Origin of the sequence: Streptomyces aurantiogriseus (assembly GCF_014649375.1) — a bacterium.
Taxonomy (GTDB): domain Bacteria; phylum Actinomycetota; class Actinomycetes; order Streptomycetales; family Streptomycetaceae; genus Streptomyces; species Streptomyces aurantiogriseus.
The window spans coordinates 81593-100768 of the sequence record NZ_BMSX01000021.1; the positions used below are offsets into that span (position 1 = coordinate 81593).

Genomic DNA, 19176 nt, shown 5'->3' on the forward strand with positions numbered 1-19176 from the left:
GAATTGACAACAAAAGGGGTATATGGGTGACCAGTAAGCGTGCCAAGGACCTGAACGTCTGCGGAGTGACCGCCGCGATCGCCGTGATCGACGGCAAGTGGAAGACCAGCCTGCTCTGGCTGCTGGAGTCCGGCCCGCACCGCCCCGCCGAACTGCGCCGGCGCCTACCGGGGCTCAGCGAGAAGGTGCTGACCCAGGCGCTGCGGGAGATGGAGGCCGACGGCCTGGTGCACCGCGAGGTGCACGACGTCCTTCCCCTGAAGACCGTCTACTCCCTGACATCCTTCGGCCGCGAACTGTCCGAGGCCCTGGCCCCCCTCTCCGACTGGGGCCACCGCCGACTGGACCGCCTGGCCGCCTCCTGATCACCTGTCACCAGCGTCGCGGCCCGGGAGCGAGCTGCCAAGTACCCACAAAAAAGTGGGTATGCGGCGATCGATTCGGCAGCATGACGGTCATGCGACTTCAGGAGTACGCCGGCCCGCAGGAACTGCGCGCCATGCAGAGCCTGGCCACCCGCGTCTTCCCGCGGACCGGCTACCACCACATCGGCGACCTCGCCTGGAACCGGTGTCTCGCCCTCGGCCGTGAGGAACACTGCCCCACGGCGGTCTGGGAGCGGGACGGGGAGACGCTGGCCTGGGCCTGGCTGGAGCTGCCCGACGGTGTCCTGATGGTGCAGATCGATCCGGCCCACGCGGAACTGGCGGACGACGTCCTCGCCTGGGCCGAGCAGAAGGCCCCCGGATCACTGACCGCCGAAGTCGCCGGCACCGAGACCCATCTGCTCGAGGCGCTGCAGCGGCGCGGGTACGCGCAGGTGGCCGACAGCCCGTTCATGACCTGCCTCACCCGCCCCCTCACCGCGCTCCCGGCGATCCCGCCCCTCCCCGAGGGCTACGTGATCCGCCCCCAGCAGGAACCCTCCGACATGGCCGGTCGCGCGGCGGCCCACCGTGCCGCCTTCGGCTCGTCCCGCATCACCACCGAACGCCACGCCCGTATGCGCGAGACCTGGCCCTACCGCCCCGAACTCGACCTGATCGTCGTCTCTCCCACCGGTGACGTCGCGGCCTACTGCCAGGGCTGGTACGACGAGACCAACGGCATCGGCGCCTTCGAACCGGTCGGCACCCACCCCGACCACCGCCGCCGAGGCCTCGCCCGAGCCGTCTGCACCGCCGTCCTGCACGCCTTCGCCGCCGCCGGCGGCCACCGCGCCGTCGTCCAGGCCCGCGGCGACGCCGCCCACCCCGTGCCCAGGCGGCTGTACGAGTCGATGGGCTTCCGGACCTACACGCGCACGTACACGTACCGGGTGTGAGCCGACGCCGTGCCGGGAGGCGGGGAACGCCCCGAAACACTCTTGCAAGCAGGATGCTTGCAAAAGTTAGCGCCCGTGAGGCACGCTGGAGGCATGGCATCGCTCAACGTCGGCAATCTCGGTGAGTACCTGCGCGAGCAGCGGCGAAACGCTCAGCTCTCGTTGCGGCAGCTCGCCGATGCCGCCGGGGTGTCCAATCCGTATCTGAGCCAGATCGAGCGCGGGCTGCGCAAGCCCAGCGCGGAGGTGTTGCAGCAGGTCGCCAAGGCGCTGCGGATCTCCGCCGAGACGCTGTACGTACGCGCCGGCATCCTCGATGCCGAACGGGACCGGGACGAGGTCGAGACGCGGGCCGTCATCCTCGCCGACCCCACGCTGACCGAGGCGCAGAAGCAGGCGCTGCTGCAGATCTACGAGTCCTTCCGCAAGGAGAACGGATTCGCGGCCGGCGACGGTGCGGTGGACGCCCAGGACGACGACGCCGCCGGGACCGGCACCCGCACGGCCGGTGGCACCGACGCCGATCCGCAGCAGACGGCCAGTTGACCGGACCAGGGGACCGGCCGCCCGACTGCGGACCCGCACCAACCGACATCGACGAACGCGAAGAACGCGAATACCGGAGGACCAACACCATGGCCATCACCGACGACCTGCGCAAGACCTTCACCGACCCGACTCCGCTCTACTTCGCCGCCGGCACCGCCGACCTGGCCCTCCAGCAGGCGAAGAAGGTCCCGAGTCTGGTGGAGCAGCTGCGCACCGAGGCCCCGGCCCGGTTCGAGGCCGTGCGCAACACCGACCCCAAGGCCGTCCAGGAGAAGGCCGCCGCCCGCGCCAAGGAGGCCGGCGTCAAGGCCAAGGAGGCGCAGGAGACCTTCCAGAGCAAGCTCGGCGAGTTCCTGGGCACCCTCGACGGTGACCTGAAGAAGCTCGGCAGCACGATCGACGCCGACCTGAAGAAGCTCGGCGAGTCCGCCCAGGACCTCGCGCTGCGCAGTGTCGGCGTCGCCGCCGAGTACGCCGTGAAGGCCCGCGAGACCTACGAGAAGGTCGCCGAGCACGGCGAGCAGGCCGTGAAGACCTGGCGCGGCGAGGCCGCCGAGGAGATCGAGGAACTGGCCATCGCCGTCGAGGGCATGGGCGAGCCGAAGGCCGAGACGGTCGAGGTCAAGGAGGAGCCGAAGCCCGCCGGCGCCGAGGCCACCTCCGAGCCCGCCACGGCGAAGAAGGCCGCGCCCGCCAAGAAGGCCCCGGCCCGCAAGACCACCGCGAAGAAGACGACTCCGCCCGCCAAGTGACGACCAGGTGAGACCGACGGCGGGACGGACACGCAGACGGATACCGCGACGGACCGGGCACTCGGGGAGTGCCCGGTCCGTTGTTCGGGTAGCGGAAGCGCGGTTGCGGGTACGGTGACCGCGTAAGGACGAGCGAGTCGTACCGATTCGGGTGGTGGACGTAGTGCTGATGCAGGGGTTCGCAGGGTTCATGTCGCTGCTGAGCCTGGCGCTGATCGTGTTCAGCGGCTTCGCTCTGTTCGACGCGGCCATCCGCCGTGAGGACGGCTACCGGGCGGCGGACAAGCAGACCAAGCCCTTTTGGATGATCATCCTCGGGCTCGCCTTCGTGGTGAACCTGATCTTCCCGATTCTGTCGTTCCTGCCGGTCATCGGCCTGGTCGCGACCATCGTGTACATGGTCGACGTCCGCCCCGCCCTGCGCTCCCTCCCGGGCGGCGGCCGCAGCCACCGCGGCGGCTCCAGCAGCGACGGCCCGTACGGCCCGTACAACGGCGGCCGATAGACGCCGTGGCAGGGGTGCGGGGAACTGCGCCCCCGCCAGGGGCGCGGGGAACTGCGCGACCAGCCACAGCCGGCCCGCAGACGGCACACTGCCAAAGCTTCGAACGGCGGGATTCCGCAACGGCGCCCCGCGGAGCGCTACGGCACGCGATCCAGCAGGACCACAGCCACATCGTCCGTCAGCTCGCCACCATTCAGTTCCCGGACCTCGTTGACGGCCGCCCGCAACAACTCCTCCCCGCGCAACCCCTCGGAGAGCTGGCGGCGGATCATCTCCACCATGCCGTCCTGCCCCAGCCGCTCCCGGCCCTCACCGATCCGCCCCTCGATGAGGCCGTCGGTGTACAGCATCAGGCTCCACTCCGCGCCCAGCTCGACCTGCATCCGCGGCCAGCGGGCGCCCGGCAGCAGTCCGAGCGCGGGACCGTTGTTGTCGTACGGCAGCAGCCGGGCCGGCCGGTCCGGGCGGGCTATCAGCGGCGCCGGGTGGCCGGCCAGACACAGGCCCGCGCGGCGGCCGTCGGGCGCGATGTCGACCGTGCACAGCGTCGCGAAGATCTCGTCGTCGTCGCGCTCGTGCTCCAGCACCTGCTGCAGCGTGCTCAGCAGCTCGTCCCCGCAGAGGCCGGCCAGCGTCAGCGCCCGCCAGGCGATCCGCAGCTCCACGCCGAGCGCGGCCTCGTCCGGGCCGTGGCCGCAGACGTCACCGATCATGGCGTGCACGGTGCCGTCCGGGGTGCGGACGGTGTCGTAGAAGTCGCCGCCGAGCAGCGCGCGTGAGCGGCCGGGACGGTAGCGGGCGGCGAAGCGCAGCGGGGAGCCCTCCAGGAGGGGCGTGGGCAGCAGCCCCCGCTCCAGGCGGGCGTTCTCCTGCGCGCGCAGCTTGCCCTCGGCGAGTCGGCGCTCGGCCGTGTCGGAACGCTTCCGCTCGACCGCGTACCGGATCGCCCGGCTCAGCAGCCGTCCGTCCAACTCGTCCCGGAAAAGGTAGTCCTGGGCACCCACACGCACCGCCTCCGCGCCGCGCTCGGCGTCGCCGGACGCGGTGAGCGCGAGGACGGCGTGCCGGGGCGCGAGCTCCAGGACGTGCTTGAGCACGGCGAGCTCGTCCTCGTCGGCACTCCGGCCGGGCGCCGGCAGCGCGAGGTCCAGCAGGATGCAGTGGACGTCGTCGGTGAGCAGCCGCTCGGCCTCGGTGAGGTTGCGGGCGGTGCGCACACGGATCGGCTTCCCGGCCGAGTCGAGCAGGTCGGGAACGATCGGGGCGGCCGTGGGGTCGTCCTCGATCAGCAGCAGTGTGAGGTTGGTGTGGGTGGCGGCGCTCACGCCGTGAGGGACGCCGTCGCCAGGTGCGGCGTTGTCCCCGACCGTCGCTTTCTTCGCGTCGTTGCGATCGTCGTTCCGGTCGTCCGTGGGTGGGGCTTCTTCCTTGGAGGGGCCGCCCACTGCGGGCGCGGCCTGCGCCTGACCACCTTCCACGGCCGGGATCGCTCTCTGCCGCGGTATGGGTACGGGCATCGTGTCGGGTTCCTTCCCTCCCCCCGAGGGCATGGCGGGAACGAGGGACCTCGACCCACCGACGGGGACCATAGCGGCAGAAGGCGCTACAGCGGAATGGTGTGCGACACGCCTCTTGATCTCAGGCCGCTGTCATATGCCGCGATCCCTACCGCAGTTGGGCAGGGTGGGAGAGACGCGGGAATGACGAACGTCACGTCGGCACGGGGTTTGGCGGCCGAGGGGCGTGCCCTGGGTCACGTGGCCGCTGTCACCCGTGCCCGTCCCGCTGTCACGCGCGCCCGCCACCGCGGCCTCACGCGTCCGGCCGCACCACCCCGAGGATCGGCATGGAACCGGCCCCCGCCAGTGTGATCGTCCGGCCCGGGCGCGGGGCGTGGACGATCGTGCCGTCGCCCACGTACAGCGCGACATGGCTGGCGTCGTCGAAGTAGATGATCAGGTCGCCGGGGCGCATGTCCTTGACGTCGACGCGCGTCAGCTGCCGCCACTGCTCCTGCGAGGTGCGCGGGATGGTGACGCCGCCGTCCGCCCAGGCCTGGGAGGTCAGGCCGGAGCAGTCGAAGGAGCCCGGGCCTTCGGCGCCCCACTCGTACGGCTTGCCGATCTGGGCGGTGGCGTACTGGACGGCCTTCTGCCCCTGCGCGGTGCCCTTGCTCTTGAGATCGTCGAGTATGCCGGTGTCCAGCCAGGCGGTCTGCGCCTGCTGGGCGGCCTGTTCCTGGAGTTGGGCGAGGCGCTCCTTCTCCTCCTTCTCCAGTTCGGACTCGAGCTTCTCGGCCGCCGAGATCTGTTTCTCGATCTTCTTCTGGGCCTCCGCCTTGGCCTTCCGGTTGACCTCCAGCTTCTGCCACTGGGCGGAGGCGTCGTTGGCGTACTGCTCCAAGTCCTGCTGTGTGCGGGTCAGTTCCCCGAGCAGCCCCTGGGTCGCCCGCTGCCCCTGGATCACCCGGCCGGCCCCGTCGAGGAAGTCGCTCGGGTCGTCACTGAGCAACAACTGGGCCTCGTCCGGCAATCCGCCACTGCGGTACTGGGAGCTGGCCGCTCTGCCCGCGCGGTCCTTCAGCGCGTCGAGCTTCTCGCGGCCTTCCACGATCTTCTTGGCCAGCTCGACGATCTCCTTGGACTGCTGCTCGGCCTTCTCCTCGGCCGCGTTGTAGGCGTCGGTGGCGACCGCGGCGTCGTGATAGAGCGTGTCGAGCTTCGCGCGGATCGCCTCGAGGTCCTTGCTGTGCGTGGGCGGTGGGGTCAGCGTGGGAGCGGTCGTGGGCGCCGGTGAGGGAGTCGGACTGGCGAACGCCGTACCCGGCACCGCCAGCACGGTGACCGCGCAGACCACCATCACGGCCGCCGCGATCAGGCCGCGCTTGCCCGTACCCATACGTCCCCCAAAACTGATTTACCGTCAGTAACTTACGGTCGCCTGGGGGATCGTGTCATGACACGCCGGAAAACGACAGAGGTAGTCCTTCCCCCGGCCCCCACTTCGCCATGACGATCTCCCCGCCTTTGTGACGAACGCCTCACGGAGATTGTTCCCGCCCCCGGCGGGTGGGCATGGACGAACAGGCTGTCCGCACCGGGTCTACAGGCTATCCGCACCGGGCGTACAGGCTGTCCGCACCAGGGGAACGGGCCGTCGGTAAAAGGGAAACGGGCTGCGGCGCAGGAGGGCTCCGGCCCACCACTTCACCCCCGCGGCGCCAACGCCTCCCACTTCACTGTGACTTCCCCCTGCCGCCACCGCACCGGCCCGTCCGTCACCGGCCAGTCGGTCGTCAGGTCCCGTACCGCGCGGATCCACCGCTGACGGGCGCCGTACGACGCGTAGGGCGCCGCCGCGGCCCAGGCGCGGTCGAAGTCGCGGAGGAAGGCGTGCACCGGCTCACCGGGCACATTGCGGTGGATGAGGGCCTTCGGGAGGCGTTCCGCCAGGTCCGAGGGCCGGTCGAGGGACCCCAAGCGGGTCGCGAAGGTGACCGTCCGCGGGCCCCGCGGACCGAGCGCGACCCACACGTGCCGCCGCCCGATCTCGTCACACGTGCCCTCGACGAGCAGCCCCCCACGGGAGGTCGCCGTCGCCGGCGCGAGCCGCGCGCACAGCCGTTCCCACACGTCGGCGACCTCGTCCTCGTCGTACTGCCGCAGCACATTGGCCGCGCGGATGAGGTGCGGCCGCCCGGTCACCGGGATCTCGAAGCCGCCGTGCCGGAAGTCGAGCCCCTCGCGCTCGTACGGCTTCGCCGCAGCGACCCGCGCCGGTTCGATCTCGACGCCCACCACGCGCGCGTGGGGCGCGACGGAGCGCAGCCGGGTGAGCAGTTCGACGGCCGTCCAGGGGGCGGCGCCGTAGCCGAGGTCGACGGCCACGGGTCCGGTGGCGCGGCGCAGCTCCGCGCCGTGGACCGCGGCGATCCAGCGGTCCATGCGGCGCAGCCGGTTCGGGTTCGTCGTCCCGCGCGTGACCGTGCCCACGACGGGGGTCCCCCCGCTCGAGCGAAGCCGAGCGTGGGGGAGGGTCGGGGCGCGGGATGTCATGCCTATGAGGGTAGGCGGTGAGCACAGAAGCAGGACCCGGACGGACGCACCCCGGTCTCGAACGGTTGAGCGATCCCGGTAACGCCTAGGCAAAAACCGCCCCGGAGGACATCCGAGCGGAATGGGAATGCCCCCCTCCGCTGTTCCACCCCTTGGAGGGCGCCGCACACCCTCCGTCCGGCATGCCCGCAGCAAGGAGGAACGCCACGTGAGCCAGTACGCCAACAGGCTCGGGCGTCGCTCTACGGCGGCACCCTCACGGCTCCGGCTCCACCGCCGCCCCCGCCGGGTCGCGATGCTCTCCGTGCACACCTCCCCGCTCCACCAGCCCGGCACCGGGGACGCCGGCGGCATGAACGTATACATCGTGGAGCTGGCGCAGCGCCTGGCCGCGATCAACATCGAGGTCGAGATCTTCACGCGCGCCACGACCGGCGGCCTCCCGCCGGCCGTCGAACTCGCGCCCGGCGTCCTCGTCCGCCATGTCGACGCCGGCCCCTACGAGGGCCTCGCCAAGGAGGACCTCCCCGCCCAGCTGTGCGCCTTCACGCACGGCGTGATGCAGGCCTGGGCAGGTCACCGACCCGGCTACTACGACCTCGTCCACTCGCACTACTGGCTCTCCGGCCACGTCGGCTGGCTCGCCGCCCAGCGCTGGGGCGCCCCCCTGGTGCACGCCATGCACACCATGGCCAAGGTCAAGAACGCCAACCTCGCCGACGGCGACACCCCCGAGCCCGCCGCCCGCGTCATCGGCGAGACCCAGATCGTCGAGGCCGCCGACCGGCTGATCGCCAACACGGCGGAGGAGGCCGACGAACTCGTCCGCCACTACAGCGCCGACCCCGCCAAGGTCGCCGTCGTCCACCCCGGCGTCAATCTCGACCGCTTCAGCCCCGCCGACGGCCGCGCCGCCGCCCGCGCCCGCCTGGATCTCCCCCAGGACGCACTGATCCCCCTCTTCGCGGGCCGCATCCAGCCCCTCAAGGCGCCCGACATCCTCCTGCGCGCCGTGGCCGTCCTCCTCGACGAGCGGCCCGAGCTGCGTTCCCGCGTCGTCGTCCCCGTCGTCGGCGGCCCCAGCGGCAGCGGCCTCGCCAAGCCGGAGGGCCTGCAGAAACTGGCCGCCCGCCTCGGCATCTCCGACGTCGTACGCTTCCGGCCACCCGTCGGCCAGGAGCAGCTCGCGGACTGGTTCCGTGCCGCCTCCGTCCTTGTCGTCCCCTCCTACAGCGAGTCCTTCGGCCTGGTCGCCATAGAGGCGCAGGCGGCCGGTACGCCGGTGCTCGCGGCGGCCGTCGGCGGCCTCCCGGTGGCCGTACGCGACACGGAGACGGGCTTCCTCGTCCAGGGGCACGACCCCGCCGCCTACGCGCGCGTGCTCGCGCGTTTCGCCGACCACGCCGAACTCCCCGCCCGCATGGGCGCGGCCGCCGCCCGGCACGCCCAGTCCTTCGGCTGGGACACCGCGGCCGCCGCCACCGCCGACGTCTACACGGCGGCGACCCAGTCCCACCGCCGTCGCGTACGCTCCCACCATGGGTGAGCAGCAGCGCGCGACGCAGGTCATCGAGGGCGTCCTGAAGGACGCCGAAGTGGAGTGGGAGAGCCCCGAGCCCGGCACCTACGTCGTCCAGCTCCCCGGCACCCGCAAGCTGAAGACGACCGTCTCCCTGATCGCCGGCCGCCACTCCCTGTCGCTGAACGCCTTCGTCATCCGCCACCCCGACGAGAACGAGGCCGGCGTCCATCGCTGGCTCCTGGAACGCAACCTCAAGCTGTACGGCGTGAGTTACGCCGTCGACCCCCTCGGCGACGTCTACGTCACCGCCCGCCTGCCCCTCTCCGCGGTCACCCCCACCGAGACCGACCGCCTCCTCGGCCAGGTTCTGGAGGCCGCCGACGGCGCCTTCAACACCCTGCTGGAGCTCGGTTTCGCCTCCGCGATCCGCCGTGAGTACGCCTGGCGCGTCTCCCGCGGCGAGTCCACCCGCAACCTGGACGCCTTCAGCCACCTCACCCGGCCCCGCTCCGACTGACCTGCCGCGAACTGCCTCCGACCTGCGGTCGGTCACGGCGTCCGAGAGGGTCGTCGACGGCGGCGAGCCCCTCGCCGGAGGCACCAGGCAAGTGAGCCCCGGCGTCGGCTTCCGCCTGACGTGGTCCGCGGGGTCGTCGGCCGCCGGCGGACGTCCCGTAGCGCCCCGGGGTCACCCCCACCAGCTTCCGGAAGTGCCGGGTGAGATGGGCCTGGTCGTAGAAGCCGGCGGCCACCGCCACCTCGCCCACCGGCCGCCCGTCGAGCAGCAGCCGGCGCGCCCGGTCGACCCGGCGGGCCGTCAGATACCGGTGCGGCGCGATGCCGTACGCCCCGCTGAACGCCCGTACCAGATGCGCCGGATGGGCCTGGAGGAGCGTGGCGGCCGTGTCGAGTGCGACGCCCTCGACGAGACGCGCATCGAGAAGCTCGCGCAGCCGGCGCGCGAGGACCGGATCACGGCGCGGTGACGTCACGGCTTCCCGGGGCCGCAGATGCCCCCGCAGCCGCTCGCCGATCAGCGTCAGCCGGCTGTCCGCCTCCAACTCGTCGCCGGGCCGGGCGAGGGCCGCGTGCAGTTGCCCGACCCGCCGCCGCAGCAGGGGATCACGCAGGTCGGGCCCGTCCACCGCGGGCCCGATCAACTCCTCCCCGAGCACACTCGCGTCGAGGTACAGCACCCGCTTGCGAAAGCCGTCCGGGGTGGCGGGGGAGCCGTTGTGCGGCACGTGCGGCGGCAACAGCGACACCGTGTCGTGCGGCGTCCCGTGCTCGTGCCGGTCGAGGTCGTACCGCACGGCACCGTCGTCGACGATGAGCAGCGTCCACGCCTCGTGGACGTGCATCGGGTAGGCGTACCCCGTGAAGTGGGCGTGGAAGACCTCCACCACGCCCTGGACGCGGGGGCGCCAGGCGGAGACGTCGGCGGTGGGCTGCGCGGCCCTGTGCTGAGCGGCGGCCATGCAAAGAACGTACAAGACGGTGTCGTGGGCCGGACGGCACTCTCGGACCATGAACGACGCACCCATCCGCTTCGACACGAAGATCGCCGTCCTGCTGCGCGAGGACCTGGAGACCTGGCAGCGCCTGAACGTCACCGCGTTCCTGGTCAGCGGCCTGGGCACGGAGCTCCCCGAGGTGATCGGGGAGCCGTACGAGGACGCGGACGGCGTCCCGTACCTGCCGATGTTCCGCCAGCCGGTGCTGGTCTTCGAGGGCACCAAGGAGACGCTGACGGCGGCTCACGCGCGCGTGCTGTCCCGGGCACTCCCGCGCGCGGTGTTCACCGGCGACCTCTTCGCCACCGGCAACGACCGCGACAACCGCGCGGCGGTACGGGCCGTGCCGACGGGCGAACTGGACCTGGTGGGGCTGGCGGTGTACGGCCCGAGGAACGCGGTGGACAAGGTGCTGAAGGGGGCGCGGATGCATCCGTGAGGGGAGCTGTGACGCCGTCCTTGACGGCAGCCGCGCCGGCAACCGTCGTGACGCGGACGGTCAGGCGGTGCTGACCTCGGGCTCGGCGGCGGAGGCCGGACGGGCGGCGACACCCTTCGCCGACTCGTCGGTCACCCCCGCCTCGTCGGACGAGTCAGTCACGTCGGTTTCCTCCGTCCCGTCCGTTTCCACGGGCAGTCGGCGCATCAGCACCCAGTACCCCACCCCCGCGACCGTCCCGACGACCGCGCACAGCCCCCACAGCCACTCCGCCCCGAACCGGTCGATGAGGAAGCCGGAGAGCAGCGGGGCGAGGAGGGACGCCACGGCCCACGACATGGTGTACATGCCCTGGTAGCGGCCGCGCCCGTGCACGGGGGAGAGGCGGACGACGAGCCCGGTCTGGGTCGGCGCGTTGACGATCTCGGCGAGGGTCCAGACGCAGACGGTGAGCGCGAAGACGCCGACCGACCCGGCGAAGGCGGTGAGCCCGAAGCCGTACCCGGCGAGGAGTGAGGAGATCACGAGCAGCCGCATCGGATCCCGGTGCTCGATGAACCGCGTGACCGGGATCTGCAGGGCGACGATGAGGACGCCGTTGACGGCGATGGCCATGCCGTAGTCGGCCGGGGTGAACCCGGCCGCGCCCATCGCCACGGGCAGCCCGATCGCGCCCTGCTGGAAGATGAACGCGATCAGGAAGGACAGCCCGACGAGCCCCATGAACCGCCCGTCTCGCACCACGGTCCCGAGCCCGACGGCGTCCTGAGGGACGGTCTTGGCCGTCTGCTGCGGCCGTGACTCGGGCACCTTGAGGAAGACGACGACCGCACAGAGCAGGGTCATCCCGGCCTCGATGAGGAACCCGGCGAGATAGCTGAACTCGGCGATGAACCCGGCACCCATGGAGGAGACGGCGAACCCGAGGTTGATGGCCCAGTAGTTGAGCGAGAAAGCCCGGACCCGGTCCTCGGGCCGCACGATGTCGGCCATCATCGCCTGCACGGCGGGCCGGGAGGCGTTGGAGGCCATACCGACGAGGAAGGCGACGGCGGCGATGGCGAAGGGGTGGTGCACGAACCCGAGCAGCGCCACCGAGGCGGCGGTGGAGCTCTGGGCGACGAGCAGCGTGGGCCGCCGCCCGAGCCGGTCTGCCATGACGCCCCCGCCGAGGGACGAGACGACCCCGCCCAGCCCGTGCAGCGCGGCGACGAGACCGGCGTAGGAGGCGGAGTAGCCGCGGTCGAGCGTCAGATACAGGGCCATGAAGGTGGCGACGAAGCCGCCGAGCCGGTTGACGAGGGTGCTGGTCCACAGCCACCAGAACTCGCGGGGCAACCCGGAGACGGTTTCACGGGCGGCACGTCTCAGGGAGGCGACGGACATGGTGGATCCCCCGAATGTAAGCGGCGCTGGCGGTAAGGAGAACTTACGAGGGGAGGCCCGTCCGAGGCCACTCAATTAACAAACACAGTCAACTGTCCGCCCTTCGAGCCGGGGGCACCGCCCCCCAAACCCTTGGATTACGCTCATACGCATGGCCGACGCACCGTACAAGCTGATCCTCCTCCGCCACGGCGAGAGCGAGTGGAACGCGAAGAACCTGTTCACCGGCTGGGTGGACGTCAACCTCAACGAGAAGGGCGAGAAGGAGGCGGTCCGCGGCGGTGAGCTGCTCAAGGACGCCGGCCTGCTCCCTGACGTCGTGCACACCTCGCTCCAGAAGCGAGCGATCCGCACCGCACAGCTCGCCCTCGAAGCGGCTGACCGCCACTGGATCCCGGTCCACCGCAGCTGGCGCCTGAACGAGCGCCACTACGGCGCCCTCCAGGGCAAGGACAAGGCCCAGACCCTCGCCGAGTTCGGCGAGGAGCAGTTCATGCTCTGGCGCCGCTCGTACGACACCCCGCCCCCGCCGCTGGACGACGACTCCGAGTTCTCCCAGGCGAACGACGCGCGCTACGCGACGATCCCCCCGGAGCTCCGCCCCCGCACGGAGTGCCTCAAGGACGTCGTCAACCGCATGCTCCCCTACTGGTACGACGGCATCGTCCCCGACCTCCTGACGGGCCGCACCGTCCTCGTCGCCGCCCACGGCAACAGCCTCCGCGCCCTCGTCAAGCACCTCGACGGCATCTCCGACGCCGACATCGCGGGCCTGAACATCCCCACGGGCATCCCCCTGTCCTACGAACTCGACACCGACTTCAAGCCGGTGACCCCGGGCGGCACGTACCTGGACCCGGAGGCGGCCGCGGCCGCGATCGAGGCGGTCAAGAACCAGGGCAAGAAGAAGTAAGCCCGCCTGAAGAAGCCCCCTGCCTGCGGTTTGCTGTCAGGAGGGGGCTCTTCCATGCGCTCGGGCCGTGTCTGGGATCTGGCCGTCGTGGTCAGATGCGGCCGGCTAGAAAAGGCGGGCGCGCATGTGCTGCGTGAGGTTCTCGAGGATCTCGCGCAGCCACGGGCTGCGGACGGCCGGCAGCCGGACCAGGGTGTGCCGGAACGCTCCCGGGTCGGCCCGGAAGGTGTGACGGGGGCGCGGCGCGGGCGGATCGTCGCGGAGGACGCCGTCGGGCATGCCGCCCGACGTGGGGACGGGCAGGTACGGCTCGGGGAAGGCCAGCCACAGCCACACCCCGAACGGCAGCGGCACCGGGTACGCCGAGACGGCCCTGGCCGGGGTCCAGGTCTCCCCCGTCTGCGGATGGACCGGCACGAGGAGGATGTCGGCGTCCGTGTCGGGGGCGGGCCGTCCCGGTCCGGCCAGTACGGCCCGCCGCGCGGGCGGACCCGCGGGCAGCAGGGCGTCGAGGGCGCGTTGGAACACTTCCGCGATCAGGCCGTCCGGGACGGTCACCGGCCGGCCTTCCGAGGCCGCCAGCAGATGGGCGAGCGCCCGGCCGGCTGCCGCCTCCCACCGCGGGCTCCATGACCACCAGTGGTTCAGCCCCAGCCGCGGTCCCCAGGTGTTGATCGGCTCGAACGGGGGCGTGCCTTTCCCTTGAACAACCCCGGCGGCAACGCACTGGACGCCTACCATGTCCAGATCACCGAGGACTTCACCTTCCACCCGGGCTTCAGCGCCGAGGGGCGGATCATCCTGTCCGGTGCCACGGTCTCGGCCGCGATCGGCTTCTGCGGCGCCGTGCTGAACAACGCCGGCGACGTCGCGCTGGAGGCTGTCGACGTTCATGTCACCCGCAATTTCGACCTCGGTCGGGGCCTCGCCGTCAACGGCGGCATCAAGCTTGACGGCAGCACCATCGGTACGCAGCTCAGCTTCCGCGACACCACGCTCACACATCCTGGCGAGACCGCCTTGTCCCTGCGGATGGCCCAAGCCCGGGAGACCGATCTGCGTACCCGGCGGCCGATCGATGGCACCGTCGACGCACGCAACGCCCGACTGGGCACCCTGTACGACACCCCGGACACCTGGCCGGCAGATATCCGGCTGGCCGAGACCACTTACGACGCCCTCGCATCCCCCCTGGCAGCGGCCGAACGGCTCGACTGGCTCCGGCGCGGCACCGACGCCTACCTCCCGCAGCCGTACGAACAGCTCGCAGCCGCGTACCGGCGGCTCGGACACGAGGACGAAGCACGCACGGTGCTGCTGGCGAAGCAACGCCATCGGCGCGCTACGCTTCCTGCGCACATCCGCGTCTGGGGTCACATCCAGGACGCGACCGTCGGCTACGGCTACCGGCCTCTGCGCGCCGGCCTCTGGCTCATGGCTCTTCTCGCCTGTGGTGCGATCTTCTTCGCAGCCCATTCCCCCGCACCGCTCGATGCGGGAAAGGCACCGCCGTTCAACGCCGTCTTCTACACGCTCGACCTGCTGGTCCCCATCATCACCTTCGGGCAGGAAGCGGCTTTCGCACCACGAGGCATCGGTCAATGGCTCGCCTACGGGCTGACCGCTGCCGGCTGGGTCCTCGCCACAACCGTCACCGCTGGCATCTCACGGGCAATCAGCCGTCAGTGAGACGAAATCACCAGCTACGGCGGGACTCCGGCTCCGGGCGAGATCGCAGGCCCGGGTGATGTCCGGGCAGGCGAGCCGGACATCCAGGAGCCGCAGGTGCCGGCGATCGGCTACTTCCAGAGCGTCCGGTGCGGCCTGCTTGACCGCCTTGGTGCAGGCAGTGGCCCGGTCGCGGCAGATGATCTCGGCGCCGGGATGGGTCGGTGAGCCACGCCGCGAACGTCTCGGAGGTGCGGTCGGGCAGCACGTCCACGACTCGGCCGGCTTCAACATCAACGAGCACGGTGCCGTAGGTGCAGCCCTTGTGGGCTCGGTTACTCCCCGCTCAGCCCCCGCACGCGACGGCGCTTGCGCACCAGGTGGCGACGGTTCAAGCGCCGGGTGGCCCAGGCATGGCAGTCCGTGCCGAGTTCCAGCGTCAGTAGTAAGACGAGGGCAAGGGCCACCAGTGCCTGTGAGATCCAGGCCGCCGACAGGCCGGCCTGACGGAAGCCGTAGCCGGCCGCGGCCGCCCCGGTGGGGCCAAGCGTCAGCACCAGGTAGAACCGGACCTTGGCACCGGCGACATGTCCTCCATGGACAGCCCACTTCTTGAGACTTTCGGCGAACAGGAACGCAATGAGCGTCGCCGCCTCAAGAGCTGTCAGTGAAGCCGCCAGGGCAAGGTCCACGGCCAAGAACAAGTGACCCCTCCTCTTCAAGCCCCCTGCCTGCGCTGCTCAGCAAGTAGGGGGCTCGTTCCCCGTTCATGACGGCTCGTCAGTTCGTCAGGGCATCGTCAGGGTGGAGGCACGGCGTTGCGCGGACTCGCGTCGCGCAGACACCCCTCACACCGACAACGGCACCGCATGAATCTCGTCCGCCCGGTGTCCTGACCGCTCGTGGACGCGTTGTACCGCGTCCGCCGACGGGGCCTCGGAGAGGCAGTAGACGATGCCGGAGTCCGGGTCGGCCCAGGCGTGTTCGAAGTGCACGCCCTCGTCCGCCTCTATGGCGAGGTCGGCCTGGTGGGCCTCGCGGAGTTGGTCGGAGGTGATGCCCTCCATGCCGCGGTGGACGTCCATGAACTTGGTCATGGCCGCACACCCCCTTCCTGTCCCAAGGGTTCCTGAAAAGGTTCTTCGGGCTCCTTGAGGGTCCTTGAAGGTCCTTGCAGGTCCTTGCGGGTCCCTTCTTCCATCCTCCTCCGCGAGAGGGGCCCCGGCCATTCCGGCCGGGGCCCCTCACTCGTCGTACGTCTCGCCCGTCCTCAGCCGCACTGGCAGGGACTGCCCGACTGGCACCCGCAGCCGCACCCCGAGCCGCAGCCGCACGCGGCGATCAGGGTCAGGTTCCTGATCTCCACGGGCTGCTCGGTCGGGTGTTCCTGGGTGGGGTCGGGGGTGGAGGTGCTGGGGGCTTCGGCCATGGGTTCCTCCTGGAGGCTAGAGCGCCTGTGCCCATTTCATGCCCGTACCGCCCGGCGCGGCAACGGCGCATCAGCGGCGCACAGTGGCTCCCGCGCGCCCCGAGCCAGGACGGCCGGCCCCGGTACGAGAGGGACTACGCCCCCTCCGCCCCGGCGACCGGGTGGATCTCGGTGGGCAGGTCCTGCTGGAGCTCGTCCGCGTGCTCGCCCGTGACCAGGTAGACCACCCGCTTGGCGACCGAGACCGCGTGGTCGGCGAAGCGCTCGTAGTAGCGGCCGAGGAGCGTGACGTCGACGGCCGTCTCGATGCCGTGCTTCCAGCGCTCGTCGATCAGGTGCTGGAAGAGCGTGCGGTGCAGCAGGTCCATCTCGTCGTCGTCCGTCTCCAGCTGGAGCGCGAGGTCGACGTCCTTCGTGATGATCACCTCGGCCGCCTTGGCCATCAGGCGCTGGGCGAGCTGGCCCATCTCCAGGATGGTGGCGTGCAGGTCATGCGGCACCGCCCGCTCGGGGAAGCGCAGCCGCGCCAGCTTCGCCACGTGCTGGGCGAGGTCGCCGGAGCGCTCCAGGTCGGCCGACATGCGCAGCGACGTGACGACGATCCGCAGGTCCGTGGCCACCGGCTGCTGCCGCGCCAGCAGCGCTATGGCCCGCGCCTCCAGGTCGTGCTGCAGCTCGTCGACCTTCTGGTCGGCCTCGATCACGCTTTCGGCCAGCTTCAGATCGGTATCGAGGATGGCGGTCGTGGCGCGCCCGATCGCCGACCCGACCAGCCGGGCCATCTCCACCAGACCGTCGCCGATCGAGTCCAGTTCCTCGTGGTACGCGTCCCGCATCAGGGTTCCCTCTCGTACTTGTTCTTCGGGGGCTCCGGGGGTTTCCGGGGGCCAGAACCGGCCGTGGAACCGGCGCTGCGAACCCCACGGTGCCACGGTCTGCCCCGTACGCGTCGGATTCCGTCACCTCAAATGAACCACCTCTGGCTCCAAGGTGAACTCTGGGCGACGAGTGTCCGAGGTCCCACCTCGATGGCTGTGGCCAGGCGGTATCCCGTGCCTAACCTGGATGCATGGACGTGAACGCGGCGGTCGCCGCAGCGGCAGCGATCGCCGGGGTGCTCACCGGCGTCATCGCCATGCTGGCGTTCCGTTGGAGCGAGCGCGACCAGAACCGACCCACCAGGACCTCCTTGCACACCGATCCCGTGCTGCCTCCGGGCGTCGACACCGTCCTCTCCGTCCTCCGTTCCTCGGCCGTCGTCCTCGACGAGGCCGACGCCGTCGTCAAGGCCAGTTCGGCGGCGTACGCCCTCGGACTCGTCCGCGGCGGCAAGCTCGCCGTCGAGCCGATGCTCCAGATGGCCCGCGACACCAGAAGGGACGGCGAGATACGCCAGGTCGAGCTGGACCTGCCCCGGCGCGGCACCGGCCGCGGCGAGGCCCTCGCCGTCTCCGCGCGCGTCGCGCCCCTCGGCTCCCGGCTCGTCCTCCTCCTCGTCGAGGACCTCACCGAGGCCCGGCGCATCGAGGCCGTACGGCGCGACTTCGTCGCGAACGTCAGCCATGAGCTGAAGACCCCGGTCGGCGCCCTCTCCCTGCTCTCCGAGGCTGTCATGGACGCCTCCGACGACCCGGAGGCGGTCGAGCGCTTCGCCGGCCGTATGCAGATAGAGGCGACCCGGCTGACCAACCTGGTGCAGGAGCTCATCGACCTCTCCCGGGTGCAGAACGACGACCCCCTCGAGGACGCCGAGCCGGTCCGCGTGGACGAGCTCGTCGCCGAGGCCGTCGACCGCTGCCGGCACCAGGCGGGCGCCAAGCAGATCACCATGGCCGCCGGCGGAACCGCCGACCTGCACGTCTGGGGCAACCGCGGCCAGCTCGCCGCCGCCCTCGGCAACCTGGTCGAGAACGCCGTCAACTACTCACCCGCCCGCACCCGCGTCGGCATCGCCGCCCGCCGGGTGACCGCGAACGGCGGGGACCTGATCGAGATCGCCGTGACCGACCAGGGCATCGGCATCTCCGACAAGGACAAGGAGCGCATCTTCGAGCGCTTCTACCGTGTCGACCCGGCCCGCTCCCGTGCCACCGGCGGCACGGGCCTCGGGCTGGCCATCGTCAAGCACGTGGCCGCCTCGCACGGCGGGGAGGTCACGGTGTGGAGCGCCGAGGGACAGGGCTCCACGTTCACGCTGCGGCTGCCGGAGGCGGGTGTCGCCCGCGACCGTGCCCACCAGCACCCCGACCTCGACGAAGACGAGTACGAGAACGACGAGGACGGTCCCGCCGGATCCACCCCCCGAACCCCACCCCCCGAGTCAACCGCGTACCAGACGCTTTCCGCCCCGGAGGTCCTTCCGTGACCCGAGTGCTCGTCGTCGAGGACGAGGAGTCCTTCTCCGACGCCCTGTCGTACATGCTCCGCAAGGAGGGCTTCGAGGTCGCCGTCGCGACCACCGGGCCCGACGGACTCGACGAGTTCGAGCGCAACGGCGCCGACCTCGTCCTCCTCGACCTGATGCTGCCCGGCCTGCCGGGCACCGAGGTGTGCCGCCAGCTGCGCGGCCGCTCCAACGTCCCCGTCATCATGGTGACCGCCAAGGACAGCGAGATCGACAAGGTCGTCGGCCTGGAAATAGGAGCCGACGACTACGTCACCAAGCCGTTCTCCTCGCGCGAGCTGGTCGCCCGCATCCGCGCCGTCCTGCGCCGCCGCGGCGAGCCGGAGGAGGTCGCCCCGGCGGCCCTGGAGGCGGGCCCGGTCCGCATGGACGTCGACCGCCACGTGGTGACGGTCTCCGGCTCCAAGGTCGACCTCCCCCTGAAGGAGTTCGACCTCCTGGAGATGCTCCTCCGCAACGCCGGCCGCGTCCTGACCCGCATGCAGCTCATCGACCGCGTCTGGGGCGCCGACTACGTCGGCGACACCAAGACCCTCGACGTCCACGTCAAGCGCCTGCGCGCCAAGATCGAGCCGGACCCGGGGGCGCCTCGGTACCTGGTGACCGTTCGGGGCCTGGGCTACAAGTTCGAGCCGTAAACACGACTGCTACCTACGACGAACTGATACCTACGACTGATACCTACGACGAAGGGCGGCACCCCCGCAGGGGTCCCG

19 protein-coding genes and 3 pseudogenes are annotated in these 19176 nt (G+C 70.9%); 12 read left to right on the top strand and 10 right to left on the bottom strand.

Annotated elements, in window-relative coordinates:
- The first annotated feature begins 26 nt into the window (after positions 1–26).
- The 5 genes from IE263_RS35560 (at position 27) to IE263_RS35580 (ending at position 3130) form a co-directional block, all read left to right on the top strand.
- Positions 27–365: a winged helix-turn-helix transcriptional regulator gene (locus IE263_RS35560; RefSeq protein ID WP_189942182.1), complete on the top strand. Its 339-nt coding sequence runs from the start codon at positions 27–29 to the stop codon at positions 363–365.
- 92 nt (positions 366–457) lie between these two features.
- Positions 458–1324, top strand: coding sequence for a GNAT family N-acetyltransferase (locus IE263_RS35565; RefSeq protein WP_189942183.1), 867 nt, complete (start codon positions 458–460; stop codon positions 1322–1324).
- Positions 1325–1417: 93 nt separating this feature from the next.
- Positions 1418–1870, top strand: coding sequence for a helix-turn-helix domain-containing protein (locus tag IE263_RS35570; RefSeq protein WP_189942184.1), 453 nt, complete (start codon positions 1418–1420; stop codon positions 1868–1870).
- Between the two features lie 89 nt (positions 1871–1959).
- Positions 1960–2625: a hypothetical protein gene (locus tag IE263_RS35575; RefSeq protein ID WP_189942185.1), complete on the top strand. Its 666-nt coding sequence runs from the start codon at positions 1960–1962 to the stop codon at positions 2623–2625.
- A gap of 169 nt (positions 2626–2794) precedes the next feature.
- A complete protein-coding gene (locus tag IE263_RS35580) occupies positions 2795–3130 on the top strand; it encodes a DUF2516 family protein (protein WP_189942285.1) in 336 nt (111 codons plus the stop codon).
- 137 nt (positions 3131–3267) lie between these two features.
- Here the strand turns inward: IE263_RS35580 and IE263_RS35585 are convergent, their stop codons facing one another.
- The 3 genes from IE263_RS35585 to IE263_RS35595 all read right to left on the bottom strand — a co-directional run bounded on the left by IE263_RS35585 (position 3268) and on the right by IE263_RS35595 (position 7122).
- The gene (locus IE263_RS35585) at positions 3268–4647 is read right to left on the bottom strand and encodes a PP2C family protein-serine/threonine phosphatase (RefSeq protein ID WP_189942186.1); all 1380 of its coding nucleotides are present in this window, start codon (positions 4645–4647) and stop codon (positions 3268–3270) included.
- A 295-nt stretch (positions 4648–4942) separates the two neighbouring features.
- A complete protein-coding gene (locus tag IE263_RS35590) occupies positions 4943–6028 on the bottom strand; it encodes a C40 family peptidase (protein ID WP_189942187.1) in 1086 nt (361 codons plus the stop codon).
- 308 nt (positions 6029–6336) lie between these two features.
- Positions 6337–7122 carry a class I SAM-dependent methyltransferase gene (locus IE263_RS35595; RefSeq protein ID WP_189942188.1) on the bottom strand — a complete coding sequence of 262 codons (786 nt, stop codon included), beginning with the start codon at positions 7120–7122 and terminating at the stop codon, positions 6337–6339.
- A 271-nt stretch (positions 7123–7393) separates the two neighbouring features.
- Between IE263_RS35595 and mshA the strand changes: the two genes are divergently transcribed.
- The gene (gene mshA, locus IE263_RS35600) at positions 7394–8731 is read left to right on the top strand and encodes a D-inositol-3-phosphate glycosyltransferase (protein ID WP_189942189.1); all 1338 of its coding nucleotides are present in this window, start codon (positions 7394–7396) and stop codon (positions 8729–8731) included.
- Entirely contained in the window at positions 8724–9224 is a 501-nt protein-coding gene (locus IE263_RS35605; protein ID WP_189942190.1) for a type III secretion system chaperone family protein, read from the top strand. The genes mshA and IE263_RS35605 overlap by 8 nt, the downstream gene beginning before the upstream one ends.
- 133 nt (positions 9225–9357) lie before the next feature.
- On the opposite strand, the pseudogene IE263_RS35610 reads toward IE263_RS35605, so the two are convergent.
- Positions 9358–10185: pseudogene (locus IE263_RS35610) on the bottom strand (AraC family transcriptional regulator); the annotation flags it as partial.
- A gap of 49 nt (positions 10186–10234) precedes the next feature.
- Here IE263_RS35610 and IE263_RS35615 point away from each other — a divergent pair.
- Positions 10235–10660, top strand: a complete 426-nt coding sequence (locus IE263_RS35615) for a DUF2000 domain-containing protein (protein ID WP_229911347.1) — start codon at positions 10235–10237, stop codon at positions 10658–10660.
- 60 nt (positions 10661–10720) lie between these two features.
- On the opposite strand, the gene IE263_RS35620 is transcribed toward IE263_RS35615, so the two are convergent.
- Positions 10721–12046: an MDR family MFS transporter gene (locus IE263_RS35620; RefSeq protein WP_189942193.1), complete on the bottom strand. Its 1326-nt coding sequence runs from the start codon at positions 12044–12046 to the stop codon at positions 10721–10723.
- 151 nt (positions 12047–12197) lie between these two features.
- On the opposite strand from IE263_RS35620, the gene IE263_RS35625 reads away from it, so the two are divergent.
- Complete coding sequence (locus tag IE263_RS35625; RefSeq protein ID WP_189942194.1) at positions 12198–12959, top strand: phosphoglyceromutase; 762 nt, start codon at positions 12198–12200, stop codon at positions 12957–12959.
- Between the two features lie 105 nt (positions 12960–13064).
- On the opposite strand, the pseudogene IE263_RS35630 reads toward IE263_RS35625, so the two are convergent.
- Positions 13065–13661: pseudogene (locus IE263_RS35630) on the bottom strand (hypothetical protein); the annotation flags it as partial.
- Here IE263_RS35630 and IE263_RS35635 point away from each other — a divergent pair.
- Positions 13662–14648, top strand: a pseudogene (locus IE263_RS35635) (oxidoreductase); the annotation flags it as partial.
- 314 nt (positions 14649–14962) lie between these two features.
- Here IE263_RS35635 and IE263_RS35640 read toward each other — a convergent pair.
- The 4 genes from IE263_RS35640 to phoU form a co-directional block, all read right to left on the bottom strand.
- A complete protein-coding gene (locus tag IE263_RS35640; RefSeq protein WP_189942195.1) occupies positions 14963–15331 on the bottom strand; it encodes a hypothetical protein in 369 nt (122 codons plus the stop codon).
- Between the two features lie 144 nt (positions 15332–15475).
- A complete protein-coding gene (locus IE263_RS35645; protein WP_189942196.1) occupies positions 15476–15724 on the bottom strand; it encodes an SCO4226 family nickel-binding protein in 249 nt (82 codons plus the stop codon).
- 173 nt (positions 15725–15897) lie between these two features.
- The gene (locus IE263_RS35650; protein ID WP_189942197.1) at positions 15898–16056 is read right to left on the bottom strand and encodes a hypothetical protein; all 159 of its coding nucleotides are present in this window, start codon (positions 16054–16056) and stop codon (positions 15898–15900) included.
- A gap of 134 nt (positions 16057–16190) precedes the next feature.
- On the bottom strand, positions 16191–16892 hold the full coding sequence (gene phoU, locus IE263_RS35655; RefSeq protein ID WP_189942198.1) for a phosphate signaling complex protein PhoU: 702 nt from the start codon (positions 16890–16892) through the stop codon (positions 16191–16193).
- A gap of 233 nt (positions 16893–17125) precedes the next feature.
- Between phoU and phoR the strand changes: the two genes are divergently transcribed.
- Positions 17126–18421, top strand: coding sequence for a two-component system sensor histidine kinase PhoR (gene phoR, locus IE263_RS35660; RefSeq protein ID WP_189942199.1), 1296 nt, complete (start codon positions 17126–17128; stop codon positions 18419–18421).
- Between the two features lie 5 nt (positions 18422–18426).
- Positions 18427–19098: a two-component system response regulator PhoP gene (gene phoP / locus IE263_RS35665; protein ID WP_466214042.1), complete on the top strand. Its 672-nt coding sequence runs from the start codon at positions 18427–18429 to the stop codon at positions 19096–19098.
- Positions 19099–19176: the final 78 nt, after the last annotated feature.